22 protein-coding genes and 1 pseudogene are annotated in these 25001 nt (G+C 58.6%); 17 read left to right on the top strand and 6 right to left on the bottom strand.

Features of this window, described 5'->3' with window-relative positions; all coding sequences use genetic code 11:
• Positions 1–2 precede the first annotated feature (2 nt).
• The 3 genes from AOA61_RS10900 to AOA61_RS10890 all read left to right on the top strand — a co-directional run bounded on the left by AOA61_RS10900 (position 3) and on the right by AOA61_RS10890 (position 2675).
• Complete coding sequence (locus AOA61_RS10900; RefSeq protein WP_099601745.1) at positions 3–1244, top strand: heme biosynthesis protein HemY; 1242 nt, start codon at positions 3–5, stop codon at positions 1242–1244.
• A 237-nt stretch (positions 1245–1481) separates the two neighbouring features.
• The gene (locus AOA61_RS10895) at positions 1482–2003 is read left to right on the top strand and encodes a disulfide bond formation protein B (protein ID WP_095185188.1); all 522 of its coding nucleotides are present in this window, start codon (positions 1482–1484) and stop codon (positions 2001–2003) included.
• 213 nt (positions 2004–2216) lie between these two features.
• Positions 2217–2675, top strand: a complete 459-nt coding sequence (locus AOA61_RS10890; protein WP_032884346.1) for an Rsd/AlgQ family anti-sigma factor — start codon at positions 2217–2219, stop codon at positions 2673–2675.
• A gap of 53 nt (positions 2676–2728) precedes the next feature.
• On the opposite strand, the gene AOA61_RS10885 is transcribed toward AOA61_RS10890, so the two are convergent.
• Positions 2729–3406: an FKBP-type peptidyl-prolyl cis-trans isomerase gene (locus AOA61_RS10885; RefSeq protein WP_099601744.1), complete on the bottom strand. Its 678-nt coding sequence runs from the start codon at positions 3404–3406 to the stop codon at positions 2729–2731.
• 192 nt (positions 3407–3598) lie between these two features.
• On the opposite strand from AOA61_RS10885, the gene AOA61_RS10880 reads away from it, so the two are divergent.
• Positions 3599–4690, top strand: coding sequence for an AlgP family protein (locus AOA61_RS10880; protein ID WP_099601743.1), 1092 nt, complete (start codon positions 3599–3601; stop codon positions 4688–4690).
• Here AOA61_RS10880 and AOA61_RS10875 read toward each other — a convergent pair.
• The gene (locus AOA61_RS10875) at positions 4687–5154 is read right to left on the bottom strand and encodes a TIGR02444 family protein (protein WP_099601742.1); all 468 of its coding nucleotides are present in this window, start codon (positions 5152–5154) and stop codon (positions 4687–4689) included. The two genes, AOA61_RS10880 and AOA61_RS10875, sit on opposite strands and share 4 nt — an antisense overlap.
• Positions 5155–5204: 50 nt before the next feature.
• Here AOA61_RS10875 and AOA61_RS10870 point away from each other — a divergent pair, with 50 nt between their 5' ends.
• From AOA61_RS10870 to AOA61_RS10860, 3 genes are all read left to right on the top strand, one after another.
• On the top strand, positions 5205–7115 hold the full coding sequence (locus AOA61_RS10870; protein ID WP_032884341.1) for an ATP-binding cassette domain-containing protein: 1911 nt from the start codon (positions 5205–5207) through the stop codon (positions 7113–7115).
• A complete protein-coding gene (locus AOA61_RS10865; RefSeq protein WP_032884339.1) occupies positions 7115–7687 on the top strand; it encodes a mechanosensitive ion channel family protein in 573 nt (190 codons plus the stop codon). Before AOA61_RS10870 ends, AOA61_RS10865 begins: the two co-directional genes overlap by 1 nt.
• A gap of 91 nt (positions 7688–7778) precedes the next feature.
• Complete coding sequence (locus tag AOA61_RS10860; protein WP_032884337.1) at positions 7779–8411, top strand: LysE family transporter; 633 nt, start codon at positions 7779–7781, stop codon at positions 8409–8411.
• Positions 8412–8554: 143 nt separating this feature from the next.
• Here the strand turns inward: AOA61_RS10860 and AOA61_RS32200 are convergent.
• Positions 8555–8858, bottom strand: a pseudogene (locus AOA61_RS32200) (penicillin-binding protein activator LpoB); the annotation flags it as partial.
• A 212-nt stretch (positions 8859–9070) separates the two neighbouring features.
• Between AOA61_RS32200 and AOA61_RS10850 the strand changes: the two are divergent.
• Complete coding sequence (locus AOA61_RS10850; protein ID WP_099601741.1) at positions 9071–10966, top strand: cytochrome c/FTR1 family iron permease; 1896 nt, start codon at positions 9071–9073, stop codon at positions 10964–10966.
• Positions 10967–10968: 2 nt separating this feature from the next.
• Complete coding sequence (locus tag AOA61_RS10845; protein ID WP_032884331.1) at positions 10969–11424, top strand: YaiI/YqxD family protein; 456 nt, start codon at positions 10969–10971, stop codon at positions 11422–11424.
• Between the two features lie 58 nt (positions 11425–11482).
• On the opposite strand, the gene elbB is transcribed toward AOA61_RS10845, so the two are convergent.
• Complete coding sequence (gene elbB / locus AOA61_RS10840) at positions 11483–12148, bottom strand: isoprenoid biosynthesis glyoxalase ElbB (protein ID WP_032884330.1); 666 nt, start codon at positions 12146–12148, stop codon at positions 11483–11485.
• A 116-nt stretch (positions 12149–12264) separates the two neighbouring features.
• On the opposite strand from elbB, the gene AOA61_RS10835 reads away from it, so the two are divergent.
• On the top strand, positions 12265–13500 hold the full coding sequence (locus AOA61_RS10835; protein WP_099601740.1) for a sterol desaturase family protein: 1236 nt from the start codon (positions 12265–12267) through the stop codon (positions 13498–13500).
• Here the strand turns inward: AOA61_RS10835 and AOA61_RS10830 are convergent.
• Positions 13481–14116 (bottom strand): DedA family protein, encoded by a 636-nt coding sequence (locus AOA61_RS10830; RefSeq protein ID WP_032884326.1) that lies wholly within the window; start codon positions 14114–14116, stop codon positions 13481–13483. The genes AOA61_RS10835 and AOA61_RS10830 overlap by 20 nt on opposite strands.
• A gap of 207 nt (positions 14117–14323) precedes the next feature.
• On the opposite strand from AOA61_RS10830, the gene hemB reads away from it, so the two are divergent.
• Together hemB and ppk1 are read left to right on the top strand one after the other, a co-directional pair.
• Positions 14324–15337 carry a porphobilinogen synthase gene (gene hemB, locus AOA61_RS10825; RefSeq protein WP_032884324.1) on the top strand — a complete coding sequence of 338 codons (1014 nt, stop codon included), beginning with the start codon at positions 14324–14326 and terminating at the stop codon, positions 15335–15337.
• 18 nt (positions 15338–15355) lie between these two features.
• Positions 15356–17578 (top strand): polyphosphate kinase 1, encoded by a 2223-nt coding sequence (ppk1, locus tag AOA61_RS10820; protein WP_032884322.1) that lies wholly within the window; start codon positions 15356–15358, stop codon positions 17576–17578.
• Positions 17579–17705: 127 nt separating this feature from the next.
• On the opposite strand, the gene ppx is transcribed toward ppk1, so the two are convergent.
• On the bottom strand, positions 17706–19208 hold the full coding sequence (gene ppx / locus AOA61_RS10815; protein ID WP_032884523.1) for an exopolyphosphatase: 1503 nt from the start codon (positions 19206–19208) through the stop codon (positions 17706–17708).
• A gap of 504 nt (positions 19209–19712) precedes the next feature.
• Between ppx and AOA61_RS10810 the strand changes: the two genes are divergently transcribed.
• The 5 genes from AOA61_RS10810 (at position 19713) to AOA61_RS10790 (ending at position 24998) form a co-directional block, all read left to right on the top strand.
• The gene (locus AOA61_RS10810) at positions 19713–20357 is read left to right on the top strand and encodes a DUF1120 domain-containing protein (protein WP_099601739.1); all 645 of its coding nucleotides are present in this window, start codon (positions 19713–19715) and stop codon (positions 20355–20357) included.
• Between the two features lie 87 nt (positions 20358–20444).
• Positions 20445–21143 carry a DUF1120 domain-containing protein gene (locus tag AOA61_RS10805; protein ID WP_032884320.1) on the top strand — a complete coding sequence of 233 codons (699 nt, stop codon included), beginning with the start codon at positions 20445–20447 and terminating at the stop codon, positions 21141–21143.
• 98 nt (positions 21144–21241) lie between these two features.
• Entirely contained in the window at positions 21242–21958 is a 717-nt protein-coding gene (locus AOA61_RS10800; RefSeq protein WP_099601738.1) for a fimbria/pilus chaperone family protein, read from the top strand.
• A gap of 117 nt (positions 21959–22075) precedes the next feature.
• Complete coding sequence (locus AOA61_RS10795; protein WP_099601849.1) at positions 22076–24469, top strand: fimbria/pilus outer membrane usher protein; 2394 nt, start codon at positions 22076–22078, stop codon at positions 24467–24469.
• Positions 24426–24998 (top strand): hypothetical protein, encoded by a 573-nt coding sequence (locus tag AOA61_RS10790; RefSeq protein ID WP_143499371.1) that lies wholly within the window; start codon positions 24426–24428, stop codon positions 24996–24998. Before AOA61_RS10795 ends, AOA61_RS10790 begins: the two co-directional genes overlap by 44 nt.
• Positions 24999–25001 lie beyond the last annotated feature (3 nt).

Below are 25001 nucleotides of genomic sequence, written 5' to 3'. Positions count from 1 at the left end.
CGATGAAGCGTTTCTATGTGATCCTGGTGCTGGTGGTTGCGATCGCCCTGGCACTCGCTGTGGGCATTTCGAAACACACCGGCTATGTGCTGATTACCTATCCTCATGTGCTGCATTACGAGTCAAGCCTATGGGCGACCGTGGTGGCAGTGTTTGCCATCGGCCTCGCCATTTACCTGATTCGCGTGTTGCTGAGCCTGGTGACCACCTCCGGTGGCGTGGTCAACCCGTGGTCTCGGCGTAACCGCAGTCGCCGTGTGCAGATCGCCATCGAACAGGGCCAGATGGACCTCGCTGAAGGCCGCTGGGCCAGCGCTGAGCGTCATCTGCATCGGGCAGCTGAAGCTGAGCGCCAGCCTTTGTTGTACTACCTGGGTGCGGCCCGTGCGGCGAATGAGCAGGGCCGTTATGAGGAGTCCGACGGTTTGCTGGCGCGTGCGCTGGAGCGTCAGCCCCAAGCGGAGTTGGCGGTCGCGTTGAGCCATGCGCAATTGCAGTTGGACCGTGGCGATACTGACGGCGCGCTGACGACCTTGCAGGTCATGCACGAGCGTCATCCCCATAACGCCCAGGTATTGCGCCAATTGCAGCGTTTGCACCAGCAGCGAGGCGACTGGTCTTCGGTCATTCGACTGCTGCCGGAGCTGCGCAAGGATAAAGTGCTGCCTGCCAGCGAACTGGCCGAGTTGGAGCGCCGTGCCTGGGGCGAGAACCTGAGCCTGGCTGCTCAGCGCGAAGAGCAGGGCGAAGCAGGTTTGCAGTCCCTTGAGCGGGCCTGGCAGCAACTCACTTCGGCTCAGCGTCAGGAGCCTCAGTTGGTGCTGGCTTACGCCGAGCAACTGCGCCAGCTGGGCGCCGATGCCAAGGCGGAGGAGGCGTTGCGCGGTGCTATCAAGCGCGGCTATGACAGCCACCTGATTCGTCTGTACGGCCTGCTGCGCGGCGGTGACCAGGCCCGGCAATTGAAGTTTGCCGAGGGGTGGCTCAAGGATCATCCGGGTGATGCCAGCCTGCTGCTGACGTCGGGTCGTCTGTGCTTGCAAAACAGCCTATGGGGCAAGGCACGGGATTATCTGGAAAGTAGCCTTCAAGTGCAGCGTAATCCTGAGGCGTGTGCCGAGCTGGCGCGGTTATTGGCCCAGTTGGGTGATACCGAGCGCAGCAACCAACTGTTCCAAGAAGGTTTGGGTCTGCTGGATAACCGCTTACTGGCCTCTCCGCTGCCAGTTCCTACCCGGTCTTGATGTAGGAAAGGAATGGAGGGTTTGCTCAGATACGTCTGAGAGTTAGCCCTTCAATGCCCAGCAGATGCTGGGTTTTAAGCGTTCTACTGCAAACTCCTACACTGGGATGCTCGAAGTCTTTCATGCTTATGCGGGATATCCCTGCGATCTCACAGAACTGTCTGCTCTGTCGCGTATTGAAAGGGGTCGGGCCTTTCCTCTACCGTAACGACCTATCTCTCGCTGTGCGGATAAAGCATGTCTTTGGCCCCTTCACGCTCCTTGTTTTTTCTTGCGTTCATGGCGGGTGCGCTGACGTTGGGCGCGTCCTTCTATCTTGAGTTCGGTGCATCGTTACGCCCGTGCTTCCTGTGCCAGATACAACGGGCCTTTCTGGCCGCATTCACGCTCATCAATCTGGTTGCCGCTATCCATTCATCCAGTCGATCCACTTACTACCTGTACGGGCTGACGAGCATGGGATGTGCATTGTTGGGTGCCGTTACCGCTGTGCGTCAGGTGCTGCTGCAAAATGCCGCACCGGATCAGGCCGCCGATTGCTGGCCCAGCCTGAGCCACATGATCGATAACCTCTCGGTGTGGCAGGCCTTACGATTGGTGGTCGAGGGTACCGTCGATTGTGTGGAAATAAGCTGGACGCTGTTCGACTTGAGCCTTCCCGAATGGAGCCTGTTGTTCTTCCTGGGCATGCTAGTCCTCGGTGTCATACAGTTTTCACGGCTGTATTTGAGCCGTCCCCTGCGTCCGGTAGGGCGCTGAACGAAGGTCGCGGTTTGTAGGATGGGATTAAACACTTGTATGAACTTTCTCTCCTGCGTACCTTGAAGCCATAGTCGTGCGGGCATAATCTGGCCCGCACGCGTTATTAAAACCGTTTGCTTGTCAGATGCGGCCTTGTCCCGCTGCGGCTTACTCCTTGAAGTGTTGCGCGGGCATCAGGCGGCAGCGCCCCTATAGGGAAGAGAGATCATCATGCTGGAAAGTTGTCAGAATGCTCAGGAACGCTGGGGTGGGGTGCACAAGCTGATCGACAGCTGGTTGAAGGCACGTCACGAACTGGTTCGGGCCTTTGATGCTCTCGGCGCCAAGCCTGAGGCACTGGGTGAGAATCGCGAGCCGTTGCAGGATTTCTGTGGTGTCTTGGTGGACTACGTGTCGGCCGGCCACTTCGGCGTCTACGAGCAGCTGACCAAGGAGGCCGAAGCCTTCGACGATCAACGTGGTCTCGACTTGGCCGAAACCATTTACCCACGCATTGATGTCATCACCGAGAAGCTGCTGGCGTTCACCGACCTGTGTGATGCCGGAAACTGCGTTGCCGAAAAATTCAAGGAGTTGGGCGCGCTGTTGCATGAGCGCTTCGAACTGGAAGATTGCTTGATCGAAGTGCTGCACAATGCTCACAAGGAAGAGCCAGCCACTCAGGCTTGATCCTCAACGGTGATTTAAAAAAACGGTGCGCATGACGCACCGTTTTTATTGGATCATTGGCGAGTGCCGAGTAACTCGATCTCGAATACCAATGGCGTGTAAGGCGGGATCAACTCTCCCGCGCCGTCGGCACCGTAGGCTTGGGCTGATGGAATCACCAGGCGCCATTTCGCTCCCACCGGCATCTGTTGTAATGCACTGCTCCAGCCGCTGATCACACTGTCCAGGCGAAACCACTGGGGCTGTGTGCTCTGATCGAAGACTGTGCCATCGGGTAACCGTCCAACGTATTTCACTTGAACCTGATCATTAGCTCCAGGTTTGCTGCCGCTGCCGGGTGTCAGTTCCGTGAGCAGGATTCCGTCAGCTAATTCGCGCACCCCTTTTGCAGTTTTTTCCTTGGCTAGAAACTGCTGTTCAGCTGCGAGCGACTTTTCACTTTTGGGTGCTTGGGCGTCGGCTTCGGCCTGCGCTTCATGCTGGGCAAGAATCTGTTCGATGCGCTTGTTATCCAACGCCAGCGGCTTGCCTTGATAGGCTTGATTGAGGCCCTCGATCAACGCCTGGATCTGCAGGTCCGGCACTTCCTGGCGCAGGCGTTCACCGAGGCTGGCGCCCAGGCTGTAGGCGAGGTCGTGCTGCTCTTGGTCTGCCGTTTTGGAGGGTGATTGCTCGCCCGCATTGGCTACGGAAATTGCCAAGCCCAGAACAAGAAAAAGGTAACGCGACATGGGCATTCTCCCGCCGAAAGTGCGACGGATTATGCCAGTGTGAAAGGGTAAAAAGTGTCGCGTGTTTTCGATATATCGATAAGAATTTTCGTACCGTGCAACGCAAGGCAAACGATACTGTCAACATGCCCTAGCGGCGGTAAGAGCAGAGGGCTAGTATGAGCCGCACCCACGTCAGCCAGGAGGTAAACCATGTCGGCCAAACAGAAGCCTGTTAATACCCCGTTGCACTTACTCCAACAACTGTCGAGCAGCCTGCTCGAACATCTGGAAAGCGCGTGTTCCCAAGCGTTGGCCGATGCAGAAAAACTGCTCGCCAAGTTGGAAAAACAACGCGGTAAGGCGCAAGAAAAGCTGCATAAATCCCGTACCAAACTGCAAGACGCCGCCACCGCCGGCAAGGCCAAGGCACAAGCCAAAGCCAAAGACGCTGTCAAAGAACTTGAGGACCTGCTGGACGCCCTCAAGGATCGCCAAGCTGAAACGCGCGCGTACATTTCCCAACTCAAGAAAGATGCTCAGGAAAGCCTGAAATTGGCCCAGGGCGTTGGTCGTGTTAAAGAAGCCGTGGCGAAAGTGCTGGGCGCTCGTACACCTGCAAAAGCAGTTGCAGCGAAGGCACCCGCCAAAGCCGCCGCCAAGCCAGCTGCTAAGGCTGCTGCTGCAAAACCAGCCGCCAAGCCAGCTGCTAAGACTGCTGCTGCAAAACCCGCCGCCAAGCCAGCTGCTAAGACCGCTGCTGCAAAACCAGCCGCCAAGCCAGCTGCTAAGACTGCTGCTGCAAAACCCGCCGCCAAGCCAGTTGCTAAGACTGCTGCTGCAAAACCCGCCGCCAAGCCAGCTGCTAAGACTGCTGCTGCAAAACCAGCCGCCAAGCCAGCTGCTAAGACTGCTGCTGCAAAACCAGCCGCCAAGCCAGTTGCTAAGACTGCTGCTGCAAAACCAGCCGCCAAGCCAGCTGCTAAGACCGCTGCTGCAAAACCAGCCGCCAAGCCAGTTGCTAAGACTGCTGCTGCAAAACCAGCCGCCAAGCCAGTTGCCAAGACTGCTGCTGCAAAACCAGCCGCCAAGCCAGCTGCCAAGACTGCTGCTGCAAAGCCAGCCGCCAAGCCAGCGGCTAAGCCTGCCGCTGCAAAACCAGCTGCAAAACCAGCTGTTAAGCCTGCTGCTGCAAAACCAGCAACAACTGCAACCGCCCCGACAGCCTCCACCGCTCCAACAGCACCGGCCAGCAGCACTCCTGCACCGGCAGCATCGAACACCACCCCAACCAGCGCTTCCTAAGTGCCGGTTGCCACGGCGCGCAAGTGTTGCAGCGCGTCGTGGTCAAGGTTGTTGGCCGCCTCAGCCCCCAGTCCTTCAAGCCATTTCTGACCCCCGCTCACCTCTGCGCTCATCCAGTTCTGTGCCAGCGCCTCCAGGCGTGTCAGTAGCCCGCGCTCCGCCTCCAACTCCAGGGCTTTGACCCGCTCCCGTAACGCCGCCAGTTGTTCGTCCTGCTGCGCCAACGCCCGCCATTGCACGCGCACTTGTCGCAAGGGCTCGATGACTTGCTTCTGCCACGGCCCGGCTATCTGTGTTAACGCTTGAATGCGCTCATAGGTCAGCGCCACGCCACGATGTTCCAGCCATGCCCCACACAGCAGCAGGCACACATCCGCTCCTTGTTCCTGCAAGCGCAGACAAGCGGCTTCCACGCCCGGACGGGCGTAAGTCGAGAGGGCAAAGCTCCACAGGTCAGCGCACATATTCACACCCAAGCCAGCGGGCAACGAAGCTGGTAGACTCCGCCGCCATTATGATCCGACTTCAAAGCCTAACATTACAGCGTGGCCCGCAACGTCTTCTCGAAGACGCCGAGCTGACCCTGCACGCCGGTCACAAAGCCGGCCTGATCGGTGCCAACGGCGCCGGCAAATCCACGTTGTTTGCCCTGTTGCTGGGTGAGCTGACCCCGGATTCCGGGGACTGCTTGCTGCCCGCCGACTGGCGCATCGCCCATATGCGCCAGGAGATCGACACCCTGGACCGCATCGCGATCGACTACGTGCTCGATGGCGACCTGCGTCTGCGCCAGGTGCAACACGACCTGGCCGAGGCCGAGAAAGCCCAGGATGGCGCCGCACAGGCCCGCCTGCACGCGGAACTCGACAGCGCCGACGGCTACACCGCCGACGCCCGCGCCCGCAAGATGCTTGCCGGCCTTGGCTTCACCAACGAGCAGATGGACCGGCCGGTCGCCGACTTTTCCGGTGGCTGGCGCATGCGCCTTAACTTGGCCCAGGCGCTGATGTGCCCCTCGGACCTGTTGCTGCTCGACGAACCAACCAACCACTTGGACCTCGATGCGATCCTGTGGCTGGAAGACTTCCTCAAGAGCTACCAGGGCACCTTGCTGCTGATTTCCCACGACCGGGATTTCCTCGATGCTGTGGTCGACAACATCGCCCACGTCGAACAGAAGAAGATCACCCTCTACCGTGGCGGCTACACCGCGTTCGAACGTGCGCGTGCCGAGCGCCTGGCCCAGCAGCAGCAGGCGTTCGAGAAACAGCAGGCGCAGCGTGCGCACATGGAAAGCTACATCGCACGGTTCAAGGCCCAGGCCACCAAGGCCCGTCAGGCCCAAAGCCGGATCAAGGCGTTGGAGCGTATGGAAGAACTGTCGGCGGCCCACGTCGACTCGCCATTCGACTTTGTGTTCCGCGAGTCGGTGAAGATCTCCAGTCCCTTGTTGGACCTCTCGGATGCTCGCCTGGGTTATGGCGAAAAAACCATCCTGGAAAAGGTCAAACTGCAGCTCACGCCAGGCGCGCGCATCGGTTTGCTCGGCCCCAACGGCGCGGGCAAGTCGACCCTGATCAAGAACCTCTCGGGCGAACTGCAACCTTTGGCCGGCCGCCTGACTCGTGGTGAGAACCTAGTGGTGGGCTACTTCGCCCAGCATCAGTTGGACTCTCTCGATTCCAAGGCAAGTCCGTTGCTGCACCTGCAACGCCTGGCGCCGACCGAGCGCGAGCAAACCCTGCGTGATTTCCTAGGTGGTTTCGACTTCCGTGGCGCGCGTATCGATGAGCCGGTGCTGAACTTCTCCGGTGGCGAAAAAGCCCGCCTGGCCTTGGCGCTGATCGCCTGGGACCGCCCAAACCTGCTGCTGCTCGATGAACCCACCAACCACCTGGACCTGGAAATGCGCCTGGCGCTGACCATGGCCCTGCAGGAGTTCAGCGGTGCGGTGCTGGTGGTGTCTCACGATCGCCACTTGCTCAAGAGCACCACCGATAACTTCCTGCTGGTCGCAGATGGCAAAGTCGAAGAGTTCGACGGCGACCTTGATGACTACGCACGCTGGCTGACGGATTACCGTCTGCGCAACGCGCCGGTCAGCAACACACCGGTTAACCCGGATAAGACTGACAAGAAGGCTCAACGTCAGGCTGCTGCTGCATTGCGCCAACAGTTGGCGCCGCATAAGCGCGAAGCCGACAAGCTCGAAGCCGAGCTGGGCAAGGTTCACGAGCGCCTGGCCAAGATCGAAGCCAGTTTGGGCGACAGCGCTGTATACGAGGCGGCCCGCAAGGACGAGCTGCGTGACCTGCTGGCCGAGCAGGCCAAGCTCAAGGTGCGTGAAGGGCAGTTGGAGGAAACCTGGATGGAAGCCCTCGAACTGCTTGAAACCCTGCAAGCGGAGCTGGAGGCGCTGTCCTGATGGAGGCGTTGCAGTTGCCGATACCCACGCAATGGGTCGAGCCCGCGTGGATCGGCGTACAAATCCTGCTGATCCTGCTGGGCGCATACCTCGCCCAGCGTTTCGTTGCCAAAGGCCTGACTCGTTTGGGTGAGCGCTACCCGTTTCCGCCGCAACTGTTGATGCCGCTGCGCGGTGGCTTGCGCTGGCTGATCATGGGCAGTGCGCTGATCTTCGTGCTGGGTCGCCTGGGCGTGTCCGCCACGGTGTTGTGGACGGCGCTGTCGGGGTTTGTTGCGGTTGCCGCCGTAGCGTTCTTCGCGATGTGGTCGGTGCTGTCGAACCTGCTGTGCGCGATCTTAATCTTCACCGTTGGGCCGTTCCGCATTGGTGACATCGTCGAGCTGGTGGATACGGTCGACAAGCCGGGGGTGAAAGGCCGTGTGGTGGCAATCAATCTGCTCTACACCACGCTGATCGAAGTGGCGGAAGCCGGCACCGACAGCGCGATGGTGCAGGTCCCAAACAGCCTATTCTTCCAACGCTCCGTACGCCGCTGGCCAGGCACCCATGTGTTTCCTGGTGACCGCTAGCATTCACCGCGCGTAAAAATCTATAGCCAGCCTCTGGTCGGCGGAGTTAGCTTTAGGCACAACAATCGCTGACTCTCTCCCGAGGTGTGCAATGGCACTCGATACGTGGCTGGCCTTTTTCCTGGCCAGTTGGATCATCTCCCTTTCCCCTGGCGCCGGTGCCATCGCTTCGATGTCCAGCGGCCTCCAATATGGTTTCGTGCGCGGTTATTGGAACGCCATTGGCCTGCAATTGGGCCTGGCGATGCAGATTGCTGTGGTGGCGGGCGGCTTGGGTGCCATTCTGGCGGCGTCGTCGACCGCGTTCTATGCGATCAAATGGTTTGGTGTGGCGTACCTGGTGTACCTGGCTATCAAGCAATGGCGCGCCTTGCCCATGGACATGACCGATGACGCGGCGCCACGTCCGATCGGCAAGCCGATGGCGATGATGTTCCGTGGCTTTCTGGTCAACGCCAGCAATCCAAAAGCCCTAGTGTTCATGTTGGCGGTACTGCCGCAGTTCGTGAACCCGCAGGCGCCTTTGCTGATCCAGTATCTGATCCTGGGTGCGACGATGATCAGCGTCGATATGATCGTGATGGCGGGATATACGGGATTGGCGTCAAAAGTGCTGCGGCTGTTGCGTACGCCTAAGCAGCAAAAACGTGTTAACCGCACGTTTGCCGGATTGTTCGTTGGGGCTGCGGGTTTCCTGGCCAGCTTGCACCGCGCCACGGCATAACTGAAGAAACGGGGTCAAAAGTGTGGGAGGGGGCTTGCTCTCGATGGCGGTGTCTCAGCTACAGCTAAACTGACTGAGACACTGCTATCGGGAGCAAGCCCCCTCTCACATTGGGTTTGTGTCGCCCAGAGGATCACCGCTCTGCGCAAAGTCTTCGGCGCTTCATTCCTAGGCACGTTATTACGCAACTCCGGTAGGTTGGGCGCTTGATGCCCGCCACCCAATTGCTCCATATCCTCACCGAATGCCTTCGACACCTCTTTCATCCCATTCGGGCGGTTCAGGCTAACGCGCACATTGCGGCTGTTCACCAGTTTGGTGTCCTGGCCTTCACCGTGGTGGTAAATGCTGAGGTGATCTCAAAGGTGCGTGTGTTAACCGGCTGAAATCCTCCACCAGCGTCAGGCCCAGTACGGTTGAGTGGCTGTGGGAGTTCTCCAGAGCATGGCCAGATCCTCGCGAAATCGTCCCTACCGGTTAATAGCTGTTACCTGTTTGAGTGAACCGATTTGGAGCTCATATGGGTAAGCCATGCCGAAGTGCCACTATTCGACTGCAAAAATCCAGGGTCCTTATCCGCACCCCATCACTTACACCTTGAGTCAAACCGGATAAGCCTTAACAATGTGTTACTTCGTATTTCCCTTTGAGATTCGTTCATGACTGCCCCCTTCCGTTTTCTCGCCTGGCTGATGTTGCCGGCGTTGATGTCGTGCAGCTCCAACCTGTTGGCGGCAACTGCCGAAGGCGCGCCACAAGCCCTGCATTTGCTGGACTACATTGGTGCTGACTATCCGCCGACGGTGGAGGCGGGCAAGGTGGTGGATGATTCGGAATTTCGCGAGCAGGTGGAGTTTCTCGGGGTGTTGCAGGGGTTGGTGGCGGACTTGCCGCAAAGACCCGAGCGCGCCGAGCTGGTAAAGGGCGTTGATGAATTACTGTCAGCTGTCAACGCGCATGAGGACGGCGCGACCGTCGCCCGGCAGGCCCGTCAGTTGGGCGCCAAGTTGGCCGTCGCGTATGAAGTCAGTCAGGCCCCGGCCATCACGCCCGACCCGACGCGCGGTGCACCGCTCTATGCCCAGCATTGCTCGGTGTGCCACGGCACTGCCGGCGCGGGTGATGGCCCGGCGGGCGTGGGCCTCACACCGCCGCCTGCCAACCTGCGGGATGCCGCGCGCCTGGATCGTCTGAGCCTCTACGCGATCTATAACACTCTGGGCCTGGGCGTCGAAGGCACCGATATGCCGTCCTTTGCCGATCAGTTGGACGACCGTCAGCGCTGGGACCTGGCGACCTACATCGCTGGCTTCACCGCTGACCCGGCTGCGGCAAAAAGTGAGCAGCCCTTCAACCTCGCCGATCTGGCTCGCCGAACCCCCAACGAAGTGTTGGCCGCAGAAGGCCCGGCCGCTGCCGCAACCTTCCGCGCCCAGCGTGCGCAACCACCGCAGGTCAAGCGTGGCCCGGCCCAGTTGCTCGACTACACCGCAACGACCTTGGACAAAAGCCTCGCCGCGTTCCGTAATGGCGACCACGAACAAGCCTACGACCTGTCTGTAGCGGCTTATCTGGAAGGTTTCGAGCTGGTAGAAAGCTCCCTGGATAACGTCGACGCTAACGTGCGCAAAGATACCGAGAAGGCCCTGATGGCCTACCGTCAGTCGTTGCAGGATGGTTTGCCGATTGAGCAGGTGCAGCAGCGCCTGGACGTGGCCAAGGGCAAGCTCACCGAATCCGCCGGTTTGCTGGGCAGCGACGGTTTGAGTTGGTCGTTGAGCTACATCTCAGGCCTGCTGATCCTGCTGCGCGAAGGCCTGGAAGCAATTTTGGTGCTGGCAGCGATCCTTGCCTTCCTGCGTAACACCGGCCAGCAATCGGCGGTGCGTAGCGTTAACGTCGGCTGGGGCCTGGCGTTGCTGGCGGGCTTGGCCACCTGGGCATTGGCGGCGTATGTCATTGATGTCAGTGGGGCCCAGCGCGAATTGCTTGAAGGCTGCACGGCCCTGTTCGCCAGTGTCATGGTGCTGTGGCTGGGCGTCTGGATGCATGATCGCCGCCATGCAGCGGCGTGGCAGGACTACATCAAGAGCAGCTTGGTGGGCGGCGGTGGGCGTTTTGGTTTCGCGGTGCTGGCGTTCTTCTCGGTATACCGCGAGTTGTTCGAAGTAATCCTGTTCTACGAAACCCTGTGGCTTCAAGCCGGCCCGGCCGGGCACAACGCTGTGCTGGCGGGCGGTGCAACGGCGCTGGTGCTGCTGGTGGGCCTGGCTTGGGTAATCCTGCGCGGTTCGGCGAGGTTGCCGCTGGCGCTGTTCTTCGGCATCAACGCGGCGCTACTGTGCGCGCTGTCGGTGGTGTTCGCCGGACATGGCGTCAAGGCGTTGCAGGAAGCCGGCATCTTCGGCACGCGGCCAGTGGCATTCTTTGATTTCGACTGGCTGGGTATCCACGCCGACGCGTATTCGTTGAGCGCCCAGGCCTTAGCGATCCTGGCGATTGTGGTGCTGTATGGTCGCAGTCGTTTGGCCGAAAAACGCCGCGTGACGGCTTGACTATGCGGGTATGGATTGACGCCGATGCCTGCCCTCGGGCGGCCAAGGACCAAGTGGTGAAGTTTGCCCTCAAACGCCAGTTCGAGGTGGTGCTGGTGGCTGGGCAGAGCCAGATCAAGCCGAGCTTTGCCTGCGTGAAGCTGATCGTGGTGCCCAGCGGTCCTGACGCGGCGGATGATTACTTGGTAGAGCACGCCGTGCCCGGCGAACTGGTGATCTGCAGCGATGTGCCGTTGGCTGACCGCCTTGTGAAAAAGGGTGTCACGGCGCTCGACCCGCGGGGCAAGGAGTTCAGCCCCGCGAACATGAGTGAGCGGTTGGCGGTGCGTAACCTGTTTACCGATCTGCGTGAGCAAGGCCAGATGGGCGGTGGGCCGCCGCCCCATAGCGAGAAGGATAAGCAGGCGTTCGCCAACTCGCTCGACCGCATCCTCACCCAGTTGATGCGCCCCGCCTGACTTCCGTACCTCGCCCGGGGCAAGCCCGCTCACCACAATCTAGTGTTGTGTGAGCGGATCAGTCGTTTTCGTGGGTCAGTTCCAACACCCGGTCCACCAGCTTGTTGATGCCTGAAGCCACCTCGCTGATGTTCTTGCCGAGCATATAGGCCGGCGTACTCACGAGCTTGCGCGCCGTGTCTTCGGCGATATCTTCAACCGCGCACTCCTGATGGGAGGCGCCCATTTTGTCCAGGGCTGCGACGGTGTCGGTGTCGTTGCCGATGGTGCAGGTCACGCCTGGGCCGTAGATTTTTGCGGCCAGGGCCGGTGAGATGCAGATCAGCCCGACCGGCTTTCCGGCTTCGGCAAAGGCTTCAGCCAGTGCCAATACTTGTGGATTAACGCTGCACTCTGCGCCTTTCACAGCAAAGTCCGACAGGTTCTTCGCCGCACCAAACCCGCCGGGCACGATCAACGCATCGAACTCTTCGGCATTGGCCTCTTTGATGTCCTTCACCTCGCCTCGGGCAATGCGCGCCGACTCCACCAGCACATTACGTGACTCGGGCATCTCTTCACCGGTGAGATGGTTGACTACGTGCAGCTGTGGAATGTCGGGGGCAAAGCATTGGACCTGAGCGCCGCGCTGGTCCAGGCGCAGCAGGGTGATCACGCTTTCTTGGATCTCTGCGCCGTCATACACGCCGCAGCCGGAAAGGATCACTGCAATCTTTTTGCTCATGGGCATTTCTCCTGGGGTCTTGGCGTTAAATGTCTACTAATTTGTAACCTGTTGCCAATGGGATCTCGCGTCGCTGCACCTAATCTTGATGCCACAACAATAGACCGGACTAGCTCATGGACTTCGTGCCTTACGCGGTACCGTTTTTCATCGCCTTGATCGTGGTGGAATTGCTCGCTGACCGTTGGCGCGGCCAGCGCAACTACCGGGTCGCGGACGCCATCAACAGCCTCAGCACCGGTGTGCTGTCCACCACCACGGGGTTGTTGACCAAGGGCGTCGGGCTGCTGACCTACGCATTCGCCCTCAAGCACTTGGCGCTGATCGAACTGCCTGCCCAAAGTGTCTGGACCTGGGTCTTCGCCTTTGTGCTCTACGACTTCTGCTACTACTGGCTGCACCGGATGGGGCACGAGCGCAATATCCTGTGGGCCGCGCACTCGGTGCATCATCAGAGCGAGGACTACAACCTCAGCACCGCCCTGCGCCAGACCAGCACCGGGTTTCTGCTGAGCTGGATTTTCTACCTGCCCCTGGCCGTGCTCGGCGTGCCGTTGGTGGTATTCATCAGCGTCGCCTCGCTCAACCTGCTCTATCAATTCTGGGTGCACACCCGTCATGTGCCCAAGCTCGGCTGGTTCGAGTGGTTCTTCGTCACGCCATCCAATCATCGGGCCCACCATGCACAGAACGCTCTTTACATGGATCGCAACTACGGCGGGGGGTTCATTCTTTGGGACCGGCTGCTCGGCACCTTCCAGGAAGAAGACGACAACGAACCGGTGGTTTTTGGTGTGACGACCCCTTTGGCGAGTTGGAACCCGCTGTGGGCCAACTTGCAGTTTTATGCGCAGCTTTGGAGCGATGCACGGCGTACCGAGAGTAAGTGGGACAAGCTGCGCATCTGGTTCATGCGCACCGGCTGGCGCCCTGCGGACGTGAAGGCCAAATACCCCCTGGCCAAGCCTGACTTGAGCCAGTTCCGCAAATTCGACGTGCCGCTGGACGCGCGCCAACAGGTGTACATCGCCCTGCAGTTTGCCGCGTATGTGGGGTTTGGCAGCTATTTGATGAATTTCGGCGAGGGTTTGCCCGCCACCGCGCTGATTGTGGGCTGGGGTGCGATGGCGTTTGGGTTGTTTACGTTGGGCGTGGCTCTGGAGAATCGCCCGTGGACCTTGAAGGCTGAGCTGGTACGGCTGGCATTGAATGTACCGCTGGTGTGGCTGGCACCGCAGGTGGGGCTGTGGCCGGCCAGCCACTTGGGCTGGCTTGGGCTGCTGAGTTATAGCCTGCTCAGCGTGATCGGCCTCTACTGCTGTAGAAGCCGGCTTACTCGACTGGTGTCTTAGGCGCTTCGATCGAGGCAGGCTCGGCCGCGAGCCGGGCCTTGGCATCTGCACAGGCCTGGCGGGCGATTCGAGCGTTCTTGAAGCGGCGCCGCAGCCACAGGCCAAAGCCTAGTAACAACAACGCGCCGAGCACCCACAATTCGTACTTTTTGACGCTGCCGAGCATGCCTTCCAGTACTGCGCCGAAGTGATAAGCCGCCGCACCCAAAGCCGCGGCCCAGATGGCAGCACCAATCCCGTTGAGGATCAGGTAGCGCAGTGGCGGGTAGCCCGACAGACCAATCGCGACCGGCATCACCGTGCGCAATCCGTAGACGAAGCGGAAACTCAGCACCCAGATATCCGGGTGTTTGCGGATATGTTCCAGTGCTTTGTCGCCCATCAGTTGCCAGCGCGGCTTGCGTGCCAGCAGTTTGCGGCCGTGCTTGCGCCCCATGTAATACCAAAGCTGGTCGCCGGCGTAGCTGCCGAAGAAGGCAACGACCACCACCAGGTTGATATCCATATAGCCACGGAACGCCAGGAAGCCTGCGAGCACCAGAATGGTCTCGCCTTCAAAGAACGTCCCGAGGAAGAGGGCAAAGTAGCCGAAGTCATGCAGAAATTGTTGAAGCATGGTCTGGGTGCTGGCGAAATGAACGCGCAGCCTACGCCTTCGTGAACATTCATGAAAGTATCGAGATGTGTCACGAAGTGAACAATTCCTACATAAACGACGAATGCGACTACAGGTCGCATCGATAAGCACAACTGTCATACCTTCGTCATAATGGCCGCTTATAACTGCAACGCTCGCCCGTAAACCCGGGCTCAGGAGTCTGTCGTGAGCTTTACCCCTGCCAATCGCCTGTTCCCAGCCACTCGTCTGCGTCGCAATCGCCGTGATGATTTTTCTCGCCGTCTGGTTCGTGAAAACGTACTGACGACGAATGATCTGATCCTGCCGGTGTTTGTGCTCGATGGCGAAAATCGTCGGGAAGCCGTTGCGTCGATGCCGGGGGTGGAGCGTCTGACCATTGATCTGCTGCTGGAAGAGGCGGCGGGTTGGGTCGAACTGGGGATTCCGGCGTTGGCGCTGTTCCCGGTCACGCCGGCTGAACTCAAGTCCCTCGATGCGGCCGAAGCCTGGAACCCGCAAGGGATCGCCCAGCGCGCAACACGTGCTCTGCGCGAGCGTTTCCCTGAGTTGGGGGTGATCACCGACGTGGCGTTGGACCCGTTCACCACCCACGGTCAGGATGGCATCCTGGACGAAGACGGCTATGTTCAGAACGACATCACCGTCGATGCGTTGGTCAGGCAGGCCTTGTCCCACGCTGCGGCAGGCGCCCAGGTGGTCGCACCTTCGGACATGATGGACGGCCGCATCCAGGCGATTCGCGAAGCCCTGGAGCTGGCCGGCCACGTCAATGTGCGAATCATGGCCTATTCAGCGAAGTACGCCAGCGCCTACTACGGCCCGTTCCGGGACGCGGTGGGCTCGGCACTGAATTTGGGCAAGGCCAACAAGGCCTCTTACCAGATGGATCCTGCCAATAGCCATGAAGCCTTGCACGAAGTGGCGGCCGATCTGGCCGAAGGCGCTGACATGGTGATGGTCAAGCCGGGGATGCCGTACCTGGACATCCTTTGGCGGGTCAAAGATGAATTCAAGGTGCCGACCTTTGTCTATCAGGTCAGCGGCGAATACGCCATGCACATGGCTGCAATACAGAATGGATGGTTGAGTGAAGGGGTGATTCTGGAATCCCTGACGGCCTTTAAACGTGCCGGAGCTGATGGCATTCTGACCTACTTTGCCGCCCGCGCCGCCCAATTGCTTAGAGAGCAACAATAGCCCTCACAGGAACACTCGATGAATACCGAAGGACTCTCCGAAGTTGCAGTAAAAGACGCTCACCCGGTGGTTGAACAAGTCGCCGAGACCCCGCCGGAGCTGGAACCGGCTCCGCCTGCCGTGGTGGCCGAAGTACCAGCGCCGGCGCCAGTGCCGATGGTGACCAACCTGGATGACAGCAGCCTTTACATCCACCGCGAGCTGTCGCAACTGCAATTCAACATCCGCGTGCTGGAACAGGCGCTGGATGAGTCCTACCCGTTGCTGGAGCGGCTGAAATTTCTGCTGATTTTCTCCAGCAACCTGGACGAGTTCTTCGAGATCCGTGTTGCCGGCCTCAAAAAGCAGATCACCTTCGCCCGCGAACAAGCCGGCGCCGACGGCCTGCAACCGCACCAGGCGTTGGCGCGCATCAGCGAGCTGGTGCACGGCCATGTGGACCGCCAATACGCGATCCTCAACGACATCCTGCTGCCGGAGCTGGAAAAACATCAGGTCCGCTTCATCCGTCGCCGTCACTGGACCACCAAGATCAAAACGTGGGTGCGTCGCTATTTCCGTGACGAGATCGCGCCAATCATCACGCCGATCGGCCTCGACCCGACGCACCCGTTCCCGTTGCTGGTGAACAAGAGCCTCAACTTCATCGTTGAGCTGGAAGGTATCGACGCCTTCGGTCGCGATTCCGGCCTGGCGATCATCCCGGCGCCGCGTTTGCTGCCACGGATCATCAAGGTGCCGGAAGAGGTGGGGGGCGCTGGCGACAACTATGTATTCCTGTCCTCGATGATCCACGCCCACGCCGATGATCTGTTCCAAGGCATGAAGGTCAAGGGCTGCTACCAGTTCCGCCTGACCCGTAACGCCGACCTGGCGCTCGACTCTGAAGACGTCGAAGACTTGGCCCGTGCCCTGCGCGGCGAGCTGTTCTCGCGGCGCTACGGCGATGCGGTTCGCCTGGAAGTGGCCGACACCTGCCCGAAACACCTGTCGGACTACCTGCTCAAGCAGTTCAACCTGGGCGAGACCGAGTTGTATCAGGTCAACGGTCCGGTGAACCTGACGCGTCTGTTCAGCATCACCGGCCTGGACAGCCACCCGGAGCTGCAATACACGCCGTTCACGCCGCAGATCCCGAAACTGCTGCAAAACAGCGAGAACATCTTCAGCGTTGTAAGCAAGCAGGACATCCTGCTGCTGCACCCGTTCGAGTCCTTCACTCCGGTGGTCGACCTGCTGCGCCAGGCCGCCAAGGACCCGCACGTGTTGGCCGTACGCCAGACCCTGTACCGCAGCGGCGCCAACTCGGAAATCGTCGATGCCCTGGTGGACGCTGCGCGCAACGGCAAGGAAGTCACCGCGGTAATCGAGTTGCGTGCGCGGTTCGACGAAGAATCCAACCTGCAACTGGCCAGCCGTCTGCAAGCGGCCGGCGCGGTGGTGATCTACGGCGTGGTTGGCTTCAAGACACACGCCAAGATGATGCTGATCCTGCGCCGCGAAGCGGGTGAGATCGTGCGCTACGCCCACTTGGGTACCGGCAACTACCACGCTGGCAACGCCAAGCTCTATACCGACTACAGCCTGCTGACTTCCGACGACGCCTTGTGTGAAGACGTCGGCAAGTTGTTCAGCCAGTTAATCGGCATGGGCAAGACCTTGCGCATGAAGAAGCTGCTGCACGCGCCGTTCACCCTGAAGAAGGGCATGCTCGACATGATTGCCCGCGAAACCCAGTTCGCCCTCGACGGCAAACCGGCGCACATCATTGCCAAGTTCAACTCGCTGACCGATCCGAAGATCATCCGCGCGCTGTACAAGGCCAGCCAGTCCGGCGTGCGTATCGACTTGGTGGTGCGTGGCATGTGCTGCCTGCGTCCGGGCATTGTTGGCGTGTCGCACAATATCCATGTGCGTTCGATCATCGGCCGCTTCCTGGAGCACACGCGGGTGTTCTACTTCCTCAACGGCGGCGAAGAGCAGATGTTCCTGTCCAGTGCCGACTGGATGGAGCGCAACCTGGATAAGCGTGTGGAGACCTGCTTCCCTGTAGAGGGCAAGAAGCTGATCATGCGGGTCAAGAAAGAGCTGGAAAGCTACCTGACCGACAACACCCACAGCTGGAGCCTGCAATCCGACGGCCGTTACGTGCGCAACACGCCGACCGGCAACCAGAACCCACGCAGTGCGCAGGCGACGTTGCTGGAGAAGTTGGGCAGTCCGATTCTGTCGGTGAACTAAGCACCGACGCGGTCTGAAAATGTGGGAGGGGGCTTGCTCCCGATGAGGGAGTGTCAGTCAACAGATTCATTGACTGGTCTACCGCCATCGGGAGCAAGCCCCCTCCCACAGTTGTTTCCGGTCTTCTCTAGCGCAGGTTCAGGCTGAACCCCACTCGTGTCAGCCACTCCGCTTCCTGGGCGAAGTCCGCCTGGGTCAGTTGGTTCTCATCCAACCAGCCTTTCGGGAACACGACATCCAGGCTCTCGCCATTGGCGCGCAGGCTCACCTGGGGCATTTCCTGGGTGCCGCGAATGTGGTGGAACAGGATCGCGAAGCGCAGCAGTACGCACAGGCGGATCAGCTTGATGCCTTCATCACCGAACTCGGCAAACTTATCCTTGGGAATATTGCGACGATGGCCGCGCACCAGCAGTGCGAGCATCTGCTGGTCTTCCCGGGAGAAACCGGCCAGGTCGGAGTGCTCGATCAGGTAGGCGCCGTGCTTGTGGTAATGGTAGTGGGCGATATCCAGGCCTACCTCATGCACCTTGGCGGCCCAGCCCAGCAGCTCTCGCCATACGCCGTCTTCCAGGTCCCAGTCCTCGGCCACTTGGTCGAACGCGTGCAAGGCTTTGCGTTCCACACGGGCGGCTTGTTCCAGGTCGACGTGATAACGCTCCATCAGCGAGCTGAGCGTGCGCTCACGTACGTCCTCGTGGTGATGGCGGCCCAGCAGGTCGTAGAGCACACCTTCGCGCAGGGCGCCGTCACAGTGGTCCATGCGTTGCAGTTCGAGGGCGTCGAAGATGGCTTCGAGAATCGCCAGGCCGGCCGGGAAAATGGTGCGACGGTCGGGCTTGATGCCGTCGAAGTCGATTTTCTCGGCGTCCCCCAGTTTGAATAGCTTGCGCTTGAGCCACGCCAGGCCTTCGGCGTTGACCTCACCCGTGCCATGGCCGCCGGCCTTGAGTGCCAGGCCGATAGCACGGATGGTGCCAGACGAGCCGATGGCCTCATCCCAGGTCAGGCGGTGCAGGGCGTGTTCGATACTCATGATTTCCAGCCGCGCTGCGGTGTAGGCCTGGGCGTAGCGCGCCGGAGTGATCTTGCCGTCCTTAAAGTAACGTTGGGTATAGCTGACGCAACCCATCTGCAGGCTTTCGCGCAGCAGCGGTTCGAAACGCTGGCCGATGATGAACTCGGTACTGCCGCCGCCGATGTCCGCCACCAGACGCTTGCCGGGGGTGTCGGCCAAGGTGTGGGACACGCCTAGATAGATCAGGCGCGCTTCTTCACGGCCGGAGATGACTTCTACCGGGTGGCCGAGGATTTCCTCGGCGCGGCGGATGAATTCGCCGCGATTGCGCGCTTCGCGCAGGGCATTGGTGCCGACAATCCGCACCGCGCCCAGGGGCATACCGTTAATCAGCTGCGCAAAACGCTTGAGGCAATCGAGCCCGCGCTGCATGGATTCTTCATTGAGCTGGCGGGCGTCGTCGATCCCGGCAGCCAGTTGCACTTTCTCGCCGAGCCGTTCAAGGATGCGGATTTCGCCGTTCTGGGCCTTGGCCACGACCATGTGAAAGCTATTGGAACCCAGGTCTATGGCGGCGATCAGGGACAGATTCTTGGCTTGGGATTGCGGCATGGTTTGGGGGTCTCGGTCGATAACCTGACCATCGTGCCACGATCGACCGCTGGCGCCAACGCGTAGCGCCATAGGATTTCCAATCAGGGCTTCAGCGGAAATTGCCGATGCGGGTTGTAGGAGATTTTCATGACGATTGCATTACAAAGTTAACAGATGCCGTAGTCCTTGATTTCCGGGGCTTTATTTATGGGATTGGTAACTAATTCCTACATGCTTCTGTATTAGTCCTCCAAGTTGTTGTTTTGATTCGCACAACGAATATTCCAGTGTGGAATGGCTGCCGCTGAGTACTCTTACAATCATTGATATTTTTTCCGGTTTAATTGAAGGGGTGGAGTGTTAATACTTCGGTCCGGCGATTTTGCCTAGGTGTTATTTATTTATAGTTGAGCGTTCGGTGTGGGCTGCTTTTAAATGTGGGCTTGTAAGATTGGCTTTTAGATAGTTTGAGTTTTTAGTTGTACGCGGATAAATGATCTTTGATAGTAAGGTGGACTGTATATGAAAAATAAAAGTGCTTTGTTTGGGGGCGTGTTCCTTGCAGTTGCTTGCCTGAGCGTTCAAGCTGCGGACTTACGTGTCAAAGGCTCCATTGCACCTTCCAGTTGCAGTTTTACACTCACAAATTCGACCATTGATTATGGCAAAATCAATCCGAGCTCTTTAAGCGCCACCCAATATAATCCGTTACCAAACAAAAGCACTCCGTTCGTCATAAAGTGTGCTGCACAAGCTCGGGTCGCTATAAGTGCAACGGATAATCGTGCGGCAAGTAAAGTGGGTGGCATAACACTTCAATATGGCTCGCAGTACAATGATAACTATAACTACGGGCTTGGTAATACCGGTAATGGTGAACATGTCGGCGGTTATATTTTATACATGAGAAGTTCGGTAGCTGATGGCAAGGCTGTCAATATTATGCAGTCATTCGACAATGGTGGCGTTTGGCGCGGTATCGCCGGTGCCATGGCGCAAACTCCTGTCTTGACCAGCTGGTGGTCGGGTGACCTTACACCGCTAAAGTTTTCCACGCTGTCCGGTACGCTAAACGTTCGGGCCATTCTTAATAAGACATCCGCTCTCAGCCTCAGTAATGAAATCAAGCTGGACGGTCACGCCACGCTGGAACTGAAGTACATCTGAACATAACTACCCTAATGGTCAACTGGGGCTGATTGCTTTTCGGCGGGGCGACGGCGCTCTGCAGTAAATTTTTTCAGTGCCAGGCCTATGGGCGAGTTTTATCTGTGGCTATCCATTTTTTTGTTAAAGGTGATAAGTTTGAAAAATAAAATTATTGTAATGATGGGTGTATGTTTGGCTGCGACGGGGCTCAATGCCCAAGCAGCGGATGTCCGTGTTAAAGGAACCATCGCGCCCGCAAGCTGCAGCTTTACGATAGTCAACTCGGTATTTGATTACGGTATGATTCGACCGAGTTCGCTAAGTGCCACCCATTACACAAAGTTGGATAAAAAAAGCACGCCCTTTACCGTCAAATGCGATGCACCTACTTTGGTAAGCATCAAGACACAGGACAATCGTGCAAGCAGTAAAGTGCCTGGTATGATGCGAAGTGCATTTAATCAGACCTATGTTGACACCTTTAACTATGGGCTAGGCACGTCATCCAAAGGTGAGAAAGTTGGCGGTTACGTTATGTTCATGGCCAATACCGTTGCTGACGGTAAAACGGTCAGGGTTAATGGTTCGAACAATAACGGCGTTACTTGGTCCGTCGGCGACGGGGCCCTGGCACAGCCTCCGCATTTGACAAGCTGGGCGTCTGGGACCACTACGCCGATTAAGCTTTCAGTGGTTTCCGGAAACTTGCAAGTGCAAGGGGTTATCAACAAGACCTCTGCTTTCTCCGTCGGTGAGGGTATCAATCTGGATGGCCATGCCACCTTAGAGTTACGTTACTTGTAAGCAATGTTGAGTCGGTCAGCACACGTTGAAACTTTAGGTGTTTGAAGTTTTAACGTGTTCTGACTGTTTTGCTGTGTTCGAAGTAAAGGAAACGTCGGATGTGTATCGTCTCCAAGTCGAAGTTATTTTTAGCGTTTAGCGTTTGCGTTAACTTTCTTTTATGCGGTGTGGCGTACGCCGATGGCATGGAGCCTGAAACCACTGTCATTGTGCTAAATGAGTCCGATGGCGAGGCCAGTATTAACGTCAAAAATACTGACGTCGGTCCTGCGCTACTCCATTCGGCTATTGAAGATGTTCCGGAAGACCTGGAACCCTTGGTGGTTGTCACTCCCCCGGTTGCAAGGGTGGATGGTGGCCAACTGCAAATGGTGAGGTTCATGTTGATTGGCAAGGAACCGCTCAAGACTCAGCGTTTGAAGCGTGTCACCTTCGAGGGTATCCCACAAACCCAGCCAGGCTCGGGTGCGACGATCGGTATCAGCCTGCGACAAAACCTGCCGCTGATTCTCCATCCCAAGGGACTGCCACAGCACAATGCGCCTTGGGAGTTACTGACCTGGCGCCTGCAGGGCAAAACGTTGAGCGTGCATAACGACAGTCCCTATGTCGTTCGTTTGGCCGCCGAGGCGCAACTGAACCCGCAAAAAGCCAAAGCCTATCTTTCACGCACCTATATCTTGCCGGGTGAGGTGCTGAGCGCTGAATTTTCAAGCGCCCACCCTGATGCCACGTCAGTCACCATCATGCCTGCCACTGTTTATGGATTTACCGTAGACAACTACGATGCCTTGCTCCTAGCCAACATGCCTTGACCTTGTATGGGAAAAATAAACGAGGTTACCGGCGCTGTTGGTAAAAAACGGTGTGGGGGTAAAAAGGCCGCAGCGCCTTTTAAGTTCAACCGAGTCAGTCTCTCAGCCTGCGTAGCGATGTTTTCTGGCGCCGCAGTACACGTTTACGCCGGGCCCGGGGCGCACCCGCTGGAATTCGATCTGACTATCTTGCAGCATCGCGGACTCGATCCTTCGGTTGCCCACTATTTTCGAGACGCGCCACGATTCACTGAAGGTGTTCGGGTTGTTGATCTGACGGTCAATGGTGATCGCGTTGGATTGACCGATGCGCGGTTCAACCATGAAGGGGCGTTGTGCTTTACCCGTGGCTTGCTGGACCGAGCAGGGCTGCGTGTACCTGCTTCAGTGATAGATAAACAGGTTTCTGCTGACCAGGCCTGTCATGACTTCCTTACCGAGTTTCCCAGCACGGAATTGAACCTGCGTCCGGGCAACGAGGAGGTAGCGATCGTCGTTCCCACCCAGGCGATCCGTGAGCCGCAACGAGCCACTGGCTATTTCGCTCGAGGTGGAGCGGCGGGCTTGCTCAACTATGACGTGCAAGGCATCAACAGTCATTCGCGCGATGCCAGGGGCCGTTTTCTATCGGCGTCCACGGAGGTGGGGTTTAACGTAGGCGATTGGATTGCGCGCAGTCGTCAGCTCTATATCTCTACCGATGGTCGGTCTGGGGCCGAGCACCTGTACGCCTATGCGCAACGGGATATTGCGCGGTTGGCGTCGACCCTCCAGGTGGGGCAGATATCCGGTAACAGCCCGGTGTTCGGCGGGGTGCAACTGACCGGTTTCCAACTGTCTCCAGACGGTGTCGACGGCGGTGCCGGCGGTAATGGAGTAGTGGTCGAAGGCCAGGCCCTTAGTCAGTCTCGGATAGAGGTACGCCAGTCGGGCGCACTGATCTACACAACAGTCGTGCCGGAAGGGCCGTTTGCATTGAGCAACCTGCCGTTGCTCAACGGCACGAGTGATCTTGATGTACGGGTCATTGAGACCCGTGGCGGACAGCGTAGCTTTGTAGTGCCGGCCGCTTCGTTTCGCGATGCGATGCCGGTGAAGTCTGGGTATACCGCGGCCGTCGGCAAGATACGGGATGTGGAACGTAGCGGTGCCGATGAGCCTATGCTGGCCGTGGCAAGCGGGACCTGGGCGCTCACCCCCGCCACGGCCCTCAGTTCGGGTGTGCAGGTTACCGATCATTACAATTCGGTGGGGCTTGCGCTGGACAGCAGTTTCGCGCAGCGATTCTCTGTTGGCCTGCGTAACAACCTCTCACGGGACGACAAGAACAACGTACGGGGTGTGCGTAATAGCGTTTCGTTGGGCAGCGTGCTGCCGGGTGACGTGCAGATGACCCTGAGCGCTACGACCCAGACACCTGGCTATCGTGATGTGCTCGATAGTGTGCGCGCTGACAGTGGTGAGTTGGCGAACTCGCGGTTCAAAAACCAATACACGGCAGGTCTCAGCTGGGCGGACCCGCAATTGGGTGTGTTCACGATTGGATACACCCGTGCTGCAAACTTCAACAGTAGCGCCTCTCAGTATGTGCATGGGGCCTGGAACAAGCAGTTCAGGTACGCCAATGTCGGGTTGAGCGTGGATTCGCAAGTAGGCACTTCTGGCACTAACAAGAACAACAACGATGGGCTAGGCGTGCGTTTGCAAGTCAGTGTTCCCTTGGGGGGTGATCGTTCGCTCACTTCTACCGCCAGGCACCAGGGGCGTCGATCGAGTATTGGCGCAGCCTTCAACGAACGCGTCGACGACACACTCAATTATGAACTGCGCGCTGACAGCGACCTTGGTACGGCCGCCCGGCATGCGCAGGGCGGTTTGCTGAACATGACGTCCCGTTATGCTCAGTTGGGCCTGGGCATCAACCGGGACTCTACCAACACCAGCTATAGCGGTCAGTTGCAAGGCGCGGTCGTGGCTCATGAGCGGGGGCTGACGCTGTCTCCGTACAGGGTCGAGGATACGTTTGGGGTTGCATCGGTCGGCGATGTGTCGGGCGCGCGTATCACTACACCCCAGGGGCCTGTATGGACCGATCGGTGGGGAATGGCGGTGATACCGGGATTGCCCGCTTATCAGAGCAGCCTTGTCGAGGTGGAAGGCAAATCCCTGCCACGGCAGGTAGATATCAAGAACGGCACCCAATCCCTGGAAGTTGGACGAGGCTCATTCAGCAAGGTCGACTTTGAAGTGGTTAAGGTCAGGAGGGTGCTGTTGCGTGCCGTCGATCAGAGTGGCCAAGCGTTACCCAAAGGTGCTTCGGTGCTTACGGCAGACAATTCATTCCTGACCTCCGTCGTCGGAGACGGCCTGATTTTCCTGAATAACATCGACGCGCCACAAACCTTGACCGTGTCATCGCCGAACGCGACCTCCTGCAAACTGCAACTCGAACTGTCGGAACAAATCGATGAAGGCCAACTTTATGAAAACACAGCGGCGGTCTGCAGCTAAAAGTGCTCTGACGTCAGGGATGCTCGCGGCGGTGGTGAGCCTATTGACGGTTTTTGAGGCGTCGGCTTCTGAGTGCCACCTGTCAGTGAGCCAACCGCAAATTGATTACGGGCTTCTGCGCCCCGTTTCAAAGCCTGATGCTCGCGGGGTTTTCCTGGGTAAACGCATGGTGCGTGTGAGTGTGGTGTGCGCCGACGCTAGGGTTATAGCCCTGCGTTTTATGGGCGTGCCGGCCGATGGTCAAGGTTTCAGGTTTGGCGGGGAGGGGCGGTTTGACCTGACGCTGCAGCAGCCAGTGCTCGATGGCCAGGCGATAGAGTTGGCGCCGATGCACAACAGGGCGGAGCGCGGTGGTCACCTGAGGCCGGACCAAGCGCTGGTGCTGTTGAAGGCAGGGCAGCCTGTCAGCGGGCGGGTGTTTTCAGCGCAGGTGCAGATTGACACCTATCTCTCGAATGCCGCCGCCTCAGTACGCGATAAAACGTTATTGGAGGGCGGCGGGCGCTTCGAGTTGGTACCTGGCGGCTAATCG

This window comes from Pseudomonas sp. 2995-1 (genome assembly GCF_002742505.1).
GTDB classification, from domain to species: Bacteria; Pseudomonadota; Gammaproteobacteria; order Pseudomonadales; family Pseudomonadaceae; genus Aquipseudomonas; species Aquipseudomonas sivasensis.
The sequence above is the reverse complement of the archived record's forward strand: the minus strand, read 5'-3'. Positions and strand labels throughout refer to the sequence as shown.